The 3,726-nt window shown below is 48.0% G+C and carries 2 protein-coding genes, 2 tRNA genes and 1 pseudogene; 4 read left to right on the forward strand and 1 reads right to left on the reverse strand.

All coding sequences use genetic code 11. The features are described 5' to 3' along the window. The 3 genes and pseudogenes from GX147_05730 to GX147_05740 all read left to right on the forward strand — a co-directional run bounded on the left by GX147_05730 (nt 1) and on the right by GX147_05740 (nt 2,444). Nucleotides 1-121 (forward strand): annotated as a pseudogene (locus tag GX147_05730) (IS3 family transposase). Between the two features lie 267 nt (nt 122-388). Beyond that, complete coding sequence (locus GX147_05735; GenBank protein ID NLN60196.1) at nt 389-1,552, forward strand: hypothetical protein; 1,164 nt, start codon at nt 389-391, stop codon at nt 1,550-1,552. A 154-nt stretch (nt 1,553-1,706) separates the two neighbouring features. After that, nucleotides 1,707-2,444 carry a hypothetical protein gene (locus GX147_05740; protein NLN60197.1) on the forward strand — a complete coding sequence of 246 codons (738 nt, stop codon included), beginning with the start codon at nt 1,707-1,709 and terminating at the stop codon, nt 2,442-2,444. Between the two features lie 498 nt (nt 2,445-2,942). Here the strand turns inward: GX147_05740 and GX147_05745 are convergent. Next, a tRNA-Ala gene (locus GX147_05745) sits at nt 2,943-3,018 on the reverse strand. A gap of 116 nt (nt 3,019-3,134) precedes the next feature. Between GX147_05745 and GX147_05750 the strand changes: the two genes are divergently transcribed. Then, nucleotides 3,135-3,222: transfer RNA gene (locus tag GX147_05750), tRNA-Leu, on the forward strand. Nucleotides 3,223-3,726 lie beyond the last annotated feature (504 nt).

Genomic DNA, 3,726 nt, shown 5'->3' on the forward strand with positions numbered 1-3,726 from the left:
ATATGCAACTCCGCAGGAGGCCCAAAAAGAGATCACTGAATATATTGAAATGTTCTACAATCGCAAAAGGCGACAGGCGCGGTTGGGGTATCTTTCTCCTGCAGCGTTTCAAAAAAACTTTGTCAAAGAGCAATGTACTGTACTGACCAAAGTTTTGGTGTCCGCTATTGACGACCGACCTCAATATGCTGTAATTGGTGGAGATGAAAGTACCTATTCCAGGAAGGCCGCTTCTCATGTTTGAGACCTTATTTTCGGATGTTCTCAATCCGGAACATGAGTTGCTTCGCGCCTCCGGCCCACCTTGTTTCCAACCTGCCTGCGGAACAAACGCACCGGCCGCCTTGATCAGGATGTTCAAAATATCGGGAAAAATGAGGTTCGCAAAATGAAGATCGGCAACCCCCGACTCCTCTGGGAAAATAAACTCGTACTCTACCAGGTCAGCGTGGAATCCGCCCGCGGCCAGGGAACCCTCTGGTATAGTCTGGATGAATCATTCGGTGATCTGGTTTCGAACTTTTGCGATGCAGCGTTAGCAGCCCTTCTCATTCCGGCAATGCAACAAGGCGAAGACATTCGCATTGAGGGAGCGGTTTCGGAAAAGCTTCTGCATAACCTCAGGAGGCCCTATCAGAGATTGCTGCAGCGCATCATCCCGACGCTTCGTCAGGTGAAAATTGACGCGAAGGAGATTTCAACAGATCAAACGATTCGCCGCAAAGGTGTGGCGATCGGTTTTTCCGGAGGCATTGATTCCTATTGCGCGCTGGCGGATCATTATGATTCGACTGTTACGGATGGATTCAAAATTACGCATCTCCTCTTCAATAATGTCGGTTCACACGGAAAAGGCGGTGAACGCCTGTTTCGAGAACGGCATGCCCGCCTCGTACCCGTAGCGGAATCTCTTGGACTTCCGTTCATCATGATCAATTCCAATCTTGACGAATTTTATCAGGGCAACATCGGCTATGAAAGGACTCATACGCCGCGTAATGCCTCCGTGGCGCTCCTTCTCCAGGGTGGTATCGGTCGTTATATGTACGCCTCAGCCTATAATTATCGGCATGTCTTCGTAGGGCCCGCTTCATCTACGGCCTACAGCGATACCATTGCTCTGCCGCTTCTCTCCACCGAAACGCTGGACGCCTTTTCTGTAGGCAGCGAATATACCCGGGTTGAAAAAACTTTACGCGTATCCGAAGTCCCTGAATCTTATCGATCACTCGACGTTTGCGTAAACCGTCACAACACCAGCGGTTACATAAACTGCTCGACTTGCAGGAAATGCCTGCGAACCCTTGCCACATTAGATATTGCCGGGTCGATCGAGCCTTATTCAGGTGTATTCGATCTTGAAGCTTATCGAAGAAGACGAATTCTGTATTTTGCCAAATTACTTGCAGACCGTTCCGCCCTTCCTCGGGAGATCGTTGAATTCGCCCGGCAACGGAATTTTTCTTGGCCGATTTCATCGCGCCTCATGCGACCTTTTTTCTCTGTATCAAATTTGACCGGCCGCGCGTTGAAGAAGCTCAAACAAAAATAAGTACGATCTTGCCCTTGATCCACCTCCGATTATGGTTCATGGTTCCTTGCTTCACTTGGTAAAAAAGTCAACCCTTCTTCTATGTGGGAGGATGGGCTGTCGGAAAAGGACCGGGAGTGATAAGAGGAACGATGGAAAAGCATTGGAAACCTCAATGAAACAGCGAGTTATGTCCTTTACAGATACCGGCTGTTCGCTACCGACATTCGAAACCTGGATGTCCTGGCCTGGTAAAAACGTTACACTCGAGGAGAAAAGGGTTCAGATGAGAGAAATTGTATGGAACGGGGAATCCTGTTTCCTCAAGGTTTGTGCTTTCGAATCTGCTGAATTTGCGATGCGCCAGTGGCTTCATGGTCGCAGGGCAATCTCTTCACCGGAACTGGAGGCCATAAATCTGATTGCCCTGCAGAAAGCGGGATTTGATGTTGTGCCGGTCCCAGTTGCAGGCACAGCATATCAGTGGGGCAAGATCTCACAGGGTTTCCTCGTCACGCGTGCGGTAAACGGTATCGGTCTTGATCAAGACCTTCTAATGTCAACAAACGCAAGGCGCAGAGAACTTTTGCAATGTTATGGCCGACTGATTGCGCGCCTTCACCGGTTAAATTATTACGAATCGTTGCGTTGTACAGATGTGCTGGTGGACGACGACCGTTTGGTGCTGCTTGATCGCACGACTCTGCCGGTCATGCTTAATTTACTGGGGCGCAGCCTAGCGGTTAGGAAATCCATACTGCGAGGTGCATATCGAAATCGTCGCGTGGGTGTTAAATTGGATGTAAGCGATATCGACAATCTTTGTGCCGGCTATGCCAATGTTGATCCGGGTATGGTAAACGTGATACGCAAAGCGTTGTTAGCCGTCTATACGGCAAGTATAAAGCTTTGATTTGTCAATTATCCCCCTGAGATTATTGCACGACCCGCCAATTTTAATTCGCCCTCTCCAATTATTATTTGTTCTTGACTCTTTCAGTGCACGGCCGCTTTCTTAAGCACGCCCCTAGACAGCTTTTTGAAACTTTTTTTCCCTATTATCAGGAAGGACTCTATTTGAAAATGGATCAGTTTCCGGGGGGAAGGTCAGAAGGACACGGACTACGAGCCTTTTGCTGCTCTCAACGCCGACCAGAGGCCATGGAGTTCTTTTCTTCGGTTCTGACCCGCACTGAAAGCGACTTAACCGAAGATCGTTCCGCATCCCCTTACATTGGAAATATTAACATTTGGTGTCCGTTGTTTTTAACTTACCTCATACGAGAGCTTAAATTCTATACCCGAACACTCCGACTTTTGATGAACTTAGCACTTTATTGGACTAATGACAGGAAAAACCCGCTATTTTTAGCGGGTTTTATACTTTACCGGCTATCCTGGGGTTATGTCATGGTGGAGCTGAGGGGGATCGAACCCCTGGCCTCTTGAATGCCATTCAAGCGCTCTCCCAGCTGAGCTACAGCCCCACAGTTTAGATTTACACACGGCCGAATGGAAGAGACTCCTTAGCATGGCGTTTTCAGTGGTGTCAATACATTTTTCTTGACATTTCCCATTGCCCGGTTATAATCGCACACCCTCTGCCGGAGTGGTGAAACTGGTAGACGCAGGGGACTCAAAATCCCCCGGGCCTTGCGCCCATCTCGGTTCGATTCCGAGCTCCGGCACCATTGCATGATCCGGGACAATCCCGTAAAAATAAAAGAGACCCGCTAAATATGCGGGTTTTTCATTTCATTACCAGCCATGGACGTCCGGGACAACTTCTCTCCGTACAAAATTTTCATATGCCATCCGCAAGCCCGCAACAACGGACGAACACTGAATTGGCTTGATACGGTATGGGAGGGTAATTCAAGGACGTGTGCTTGACGAAACGAGACCCCTCGAAAGAGTCTGAAGACTCTTTCGAGGGGTTAAATGAGCCGCCGATGCCGTTTGCCTGTATCTATATGCTGGGGTCACGTTCTCTAAACTTGATCTTTTGCGGGTGACAATCACCACGAAGATCTTGCGGTTCTTTTTTATTCGACTCCGGTTGACATGACATTAGTCGTATCTGAAAAACATCATAACCATTTAATATTAATTGACAATGATCATTTTTTATGCGATGTAATTTGCAAGATTTTAACCCTTAACCCCTATTTTTCTTGCAAATTACACAGATGAAA

This window comes from Deltaproteobacteria bacterium, assembly GCA_012522415.1.
In the GTDB taxonomy this organism is placed as follows: domain Bacteria; phylum Desulfobacterota; class Syntrophia; order Syntrophales; family JAAYKM01; genus JAAYKM01.

What these genes read in the sequence shown, in the direction of transcription:
- GX147_05735 (NLN60196.1), top strand. Translation starts at nt 389, where the DNA reads ATGAAGATCGGCAACCCCCGACTCCTCTGGGAAAATAAACTCGTACTC.
- GX147_05740 (NLN60197.1), top strand. Translation starts at nt 1,707, where the DNA reads ATGAAACAGCGAGTTATGTCCTTTACAGATACCGGCTGTTCGCTACCG.